The following is a 5,154-nucleotide window of genomic DNA, read 5'->3' as shown; positions in this document are numbered from 1 at the left end:
ACGGTACCCAATTGAGAAGCCGGATATACGCGAGCAGTTGAACTTAAGCCGAAACAACAAAAACTTGCAATTCCTGAGGAGTCCATATACGCATTGCAATGCGCCGCATGTGATTCACGCATTCCCCGGGCCAATGCGGATAAGCGTGGTCGACGCTTTCATGCTGTGCGTTGCAACGCACTCTATACCGGCAACCCGGGCAAGCCTGACAGATGCAGGCAACACATAAACCAAAAACATCACCACAGGAACATCATGGCAATGAAACGCATCACAGGCCCGGATGGCCTGCCTTATCTCATCGATACACAAGAAGAAGAAGAAGACGGCGAACAATTCAGTGACTGGGCCAATCCCAATTTTCCGTCTGCCATGCAGGATCTGGCAGCATCCCGTTTATTGCCTTACCCCGGCATGGGACAAACCAGCACTGAGAGCAAAAACTATATGCAGCCATCGCCACGTAACTATGGCGCCGATGCAAGTCCATTTGCTGGTCTTCAACTTGCCAGACCGTCAAACATCGACTACCTGCAAGATTATGCCGCAACCGGTCGCAATAGTGATGACAACTTGCAAGCGACCACAACAGCCAGGGGCTTGTTATTGCGTGCCGTCGCAGCCAATGATGATGTGGGCCCTGGCGCATCGCTGGCACTCGACGGGAAAATGGCTGGGCTGGGCAGATGGTCCCGCAATTCCATCGACAGGCGCGAAGGTGGATATGACTCTGTTGAGCAGAATGAAAGTGACAGTAATATGGGGCTGCTGAACAGGTTTACTTTTCCTCGATCCAGTACGAACAAATCTGTGCCTGTCTCGTTCATCCAACAATCTGAGCTTTATGCACGCACTCCCTCACACAATCCATTGATCGATCAGGATATAGATCTCAACGCGCCGCCTTCGCCCTCTCTGACAGATCGCTACATGCGCTTCGAAAATGGTTTGGGCGAACGTGCGATACCAGAAGATGCAGAAATGCCGGGTCAGAACAAGGCATGGGATGAAGGACTGAAGCTCTACGACAATCCTGCCCCTGCTGTTACGTTAAGCGATGAAGAAGGCGAAAAGCGCACGGCCAGGCTCTTGCGCTCGAAGCTATTGCAGGCACGTGAAGACAGTGAGAAAGCCTTAGCCCCTGTCGGAATGAAATCAAGACACCGCCCGGAAGAAATAGCAATGGCAATGGGGCAAGATATTTCTGGCGCAAGATACGGGATGGCAGGAAAGGATATGCAAGCCGACCGTGACAGGTTCAATAAAAACGTTGATGCGGAACTGAAACAACTGGATGCCATGGCAGATCGCGAAGGCTATAGCGCGGCGAATAGAGCCATGTTGAAGAACACCTATGTCCTGGCACGTTACGACGCATTAACCAGAGAAAATCCAGATTTTTTCTGGACAAAGCTAGGTATTTTTGCTGCCAACACTGTTCGCCACGGTCTCGTGGAATCCCATAATTCTGCAGACGCCCTTGACGGACTTGGACCAACCCTCTCTTTCATGCCTGGTGCGTCCGGACTACTGGGTGGCATGAGCATCCGTGAGATCGCAAAATTAACCCGCGGCATGGCAGACGACACGCTGAAAGGTCAGATCGATGTACTCAAAGACGTAGGTGGCTTGTCAGTGATGCACAAGATGTATGGATCTGAGGCAATGAGAAATTCAAACCTCAACGGCATGTCCGCCGCTGCCAGGGAATCTTTTAGCTTGCAAAAACAGGCTGAAGAGGCCCGGGACCGTGGCGACACCAAGGAATTTTACCGTTTGCAGACTGCGGCAGCAGTGCAGATGGGCCGTCATGAACAAAGCAATTTGCAGGCTATGTGGGACAAACCAAGCATGTCTGCATTTTCAAAAGTAAATGCGATGTTGTTGAAAGAAACTGGCATGGCGCTGGTTCATCCCGACATCTACGTGGGAACAAATCGCGATGCCGACAAAAATTACGCCAGGCTTATTGTTGTGCCGCAAGGCAGTGAAGACCTGACCTCACTTGAGAACCGTGTTAACATTGCCCGTAATGGTTTTAATACAATTAATGAAATGCGGCAAACACCCGAAGGAAATAATTTACTCAAGTTTCATCAGGGTCAATTGGGGCGCGCCAGCAGGTTGGTGCAACCATTTTTAAAACCGGACTGGTGGAAATTCAATTCATAAACATAAGTCACAAGATAATCATGAAGATCATCAAATTATGTACTTGTATATTTTTTCTTAACTTGACCGTTGCCTGCTCCGAGCAGGTAAAGCCAGTCATACCCGTCCTACCTGTCATACAATTGCGCATGGAGGCGCCGGTCAGTGAAGTGCAAGCCAAATCAAGTTATCAATTTGATGAAAAATTCATGCAGGGCGTACCCGGTAAAGAATATATCTCCGTGCCACATGTACTGGTCTATAAGGATGCAGATCTGGAATTTCGCATAGAAAAAGCAAGTAATGTAAACAGCCTGGCGACCTATCTGGGTTACAAAATACGTCATCGTGAAATCGACCCCGAATCAATTATTTCAGATTTTTCATTCTACCCCATTGATGACTACGTCAATTTGCACGCCTCAGTTGAACTGGTGAAAAAATTCCGGGATGATTTTCTCGCTCAAGGCTTTACATCGAAAGATCAACCGTGGCAAAGCTTTTATAAAACCAATACTGGCCAACCGGAAATGAGTTTGACTTCATTTGAAGGCATAGAATCATTTTTCCTCAATTCTCAATTTTATATAAAAGACCTCAGAGCAGTTGTATTGGAAAAAAATAACATGCAGATCACAATGGATATTTGCAATCTCAGGAGAAGATGGGGGAGCCGTACAGACAGAGAGGATGTGAATTATGCACCTGTCAAGGATAGAATTGCCCGCGAAATCAAGAGCATGACGCAAGAAGATTTGAAAACCGAACCATCTTATTCGGTAAAAATCACGTTTTCCCCAACGATGGAACGGTTTAATCAATTATAGAAAGGCAGTCAAAGACAAAGAAATAGAGGAAAATATTCATGAAAAGCAAAATACGTACTTTTTTACGCATCGTGTTCTACATCCTGCCTCTGCTCTTATCTGTACATTTATTACTGGAATGCTATGCATATGAATTTGATGTCTACTCCAATAAAGACCAGGTGGCCAGAGGAAAACCTTATGTCACCATATCTGTTGAAGGAAAGCGTTACCGTTTAATAGGCGAAAACAAAGATCGCTATGTCTTGTCAGTCCACTCAGCAGGCCGAATATTAAGTGTAGACATTTCTTTGTTTGACGATAAAAATATCAACAGCTACATCAAAAAATGCAAGCTAATTGAAACAGAAGAAGGCATTTCTTTTATTCAACCTGAAGGCTATTTGACGTTTATTCCCAGAGCTGAATTTCAGTAAAATAATTGATACGGAATTGTATGCTCCGGTGATTATTGCAGTATGAAAAAGTGTATTTTATGCTGACTGGAAAACTACCGCTTATCATCACCTGGAAAGTCGGCAATGAAATGAATCCAACTGTAAAGATCGATCAACGTAAAATGCCAAAACCCAGCCATCCTCAGAGATAAAACATGAACTCCATCTTGAAAAAAGTAGCGAGTATTCTTTTCTTGATATTGCTCGCCTTGCTCCCGCTGCCTGCCTTTACTTATTTCCTGTTTCATGAACCCGGAGAGCAAGTGCGCGAAATCTATTCATATGAAGATCAGAAAAAAGAGGTGGCCATCATGTCACCATCTCAACTGATGGCACACACAAGCATGGATATTCGCATGAAGAAGATCGCTACGTATTGAATGTTTTCTTTTATCGACGATTTATCAGCGTAGACATTTCGCTCATCAACCGGGATGAGGATATTATCTCTTACCTGAAAAAATGCCAGGTCATTGAAACAAGCGAAGGTATTACTTTTTGCAGCCTGGTGGCTATTCAACGTTTATTCCCAAGGCGGAGCTGCCATGAGATTGATCACTGGCCTTAACGGGAAAGGTGCCTTGTAACGCACCGTGTGCGTTGATCAAGGTGAAGTTGTAGCGCGCATGGCAATGCGCCGCATGTGATTTACGCTTTCTCCAGGACTATGCGCGTAGACGTGATCGATGCTTTCATGCGGTGCATTGCAATGCCTCCTACGGGTCATTTATTTGTAGTTTTTGAAAAGACCAAAAATTTCATCACAGAGAACGAAAAGAGTTCAATAAAAAATATGGCGCATCATTCGCGTACTGGCAAAAGTAAGCATACTGGCACTGAACATGCGGCCTTCCATCCCATCTGCGCCATCAGCGATGAGCAGATACGCAATGGCAGCAAGCGCCCATTGGCTTATGCCACTGCGAGCATGGATGATGGGCATAAAATCATCCACATCCGCTTGCGCATGAACTATGGCAAGCCATCACTTGTTACCTGTCTGGCGGGGCTCGCCAAAAAGCCCGGCGACGCGCAATTTGAATACTATGCAAGGCTGGCCGATGAAGGTATTGCAAAATACTGGAGCAGAACCATCACGCTCAATGGTGAAGAATGGCATGTCAGGGTAGAACCGGAACGATCAGCGCAAGGCATGCCCCTGACACTGGCAAACCCCGGCAAGCCTTTGCTTGGCAACCTGAGCAAGCGCTCCCGCAATCCACATCCGTTTTTTACTGGCACGCTGTATTACGATGAAAACGAAGGGCCCGACCCAGATCGCTCATATGCGATGACTGCTGCACATGAAGTTGGGCACCCCTTATTGACGCATGCATTTGGTGCGATATGGTCGTGGGGGCATGCAGGCACCTCATCCATCCTGGGCAAGAGGTATGACAGTGCACCAGAATGTCCGGCACAAGGCGAGATCAGCCTCATGCTTTACTACAACAGCAATACCAGTTGCATCATTGATGGTGACAGTGTTTTTAAAAGATGCATCGCGAGTGAAAACGATGTTAAAACACTGATTCATATTTCTGGTCGCTGTAAGTAGTGGATTTTTATTTTTCCAGTCCAGAAGCGAAGGCAATGCTGCCTGCGGGTTGACGATCAAACATGCGCTTTGATCAAGGCGAACACGTAGGGCAATGGAATGGACTCCTCCCCTTACGGCATCAAATGTGCCAAACTGAAGAGTGATGAAACGATTCAGTTCACAGAGGAGAAGTCCAAAT

At 46.6% G+C, this 5,154-nt stretch carries 5 protein-coding genes; all 5 read left to right on the top strand.

The genetic code is table 11. The features are described from left to right. Positions 1-255 precede the first annotated feature (255 nt). The 5 genes from DFR42_RS28860 to DFR42_RS28840 all read left to right on the top strand — a co-directional run bounded on the left by DFR42_RS28860 (position 256) and on the right by DFR42_RS28840 (position 4,973). Positions 256-2,172 (top strand): hypothetical protein, encoded by a 1,917-nt coding sequence (locus DFR42_RS28860; protein ID WP_110258531.1) that lies wholly within the window; start codon positions 256-258, stop codon positions 2,170-2,172. Positions 2,173-2,192: 20 nt separating this feature from the next. Further along, entirely contained in the window at positions 2,193-2,978 is a 786-nt protein-coding gene (locus DFR42_RS28855; RefSeq protein ID WP_110258530.1) for a hypothetical protein, read from the top strand. Positions 2,979-3,016: 38 nt separating this feature from the next. Further along, complete coding sequence (locus DFR42_RS28850; RefSeq protein WP_110258529.1) at positions 3,017-3,394, top strand: hypothetical protein; 378 nt, start codon at positions 3,017-3,019, stop codon at positions 3,392-3,394. A 176-nt stretch (positions 3,395-3,570) separates the two neighbouring features. Continuing rightward, positions 3,571-3,795, top strand: coding sequence for a hypothetical protein (locus DFR42_RS28845; RefSeq protein ID WP_110258528.1), 225 nt, complete (start codon positions 3,571-3,573; stop codon positions 3,793-3,795). 413 nt (positions 3,796-4,208) lie between these two features. Next, on the top strand, positions 4,209-4,973 hold the full coding sequence (locus DFR42_RS28840) for a hypothetical protein (protein WP_146219016.1): 765 nt from the start codon (positions 4,209-4,211) through the stop codon (positions 4,971-4,973). The last annotated feature ends 181 nt before the right edge of the window (positions 4,974-5,154 follow it).

This window comes from Undibacterium pigrum (assembly GCF_003201815.1).
Taxonomy (GTDB): Bacteria; Pseudomonadota; Gammaproteobacteria; order Burkholderiales; family Burkholderiaceae_D; genus Undibacterium; species Undibacterium pigrum.
This window is presented reverse-complemented; position numbering and strand designations above follow the sequence as displayed.

What these genes read in the sequence shown, in the direction of transcription:
- DFR42_RS28860 (WP_110258531.1), top strand. Translation starts at nt 256, where the DNA reads ATGGCAATGAAACGCATCACAGGCCCGGATGGCCTGCCTTATCTCATC.
- DFR42_RS28855 (WP_110258530.1), top strand. Translation starts at nt 2,193, where the DNA reads ATGAAGATCATCAAATTATGTACTTGTATATTTTTTCTTAACTTGACC.
- DFR42_RS28850 (WP_110258529.1), top strand. Translation starts at nt 3,017, where the DNA reads ATGAAAAGCAAAATACGTACTTTTTTACGCATCGTGTTCTACATCCTG.
- DFR42_RS28845 (WP_110258528.1), top strand. Translation starts at nt 3,571, where the DNA reads ATGAACTCCATCTTGAAAAAAGTAGCGAGTATTCTTTTCTTGATATTG.
- DFR42_RS28840 (WP_146219016.1), top strand. Translation starts at nt 4,209, where the DNA reads ATGGCGCATCATTCGCGTACTGGCAAAAGTAAGCATACTGGCACTGAA.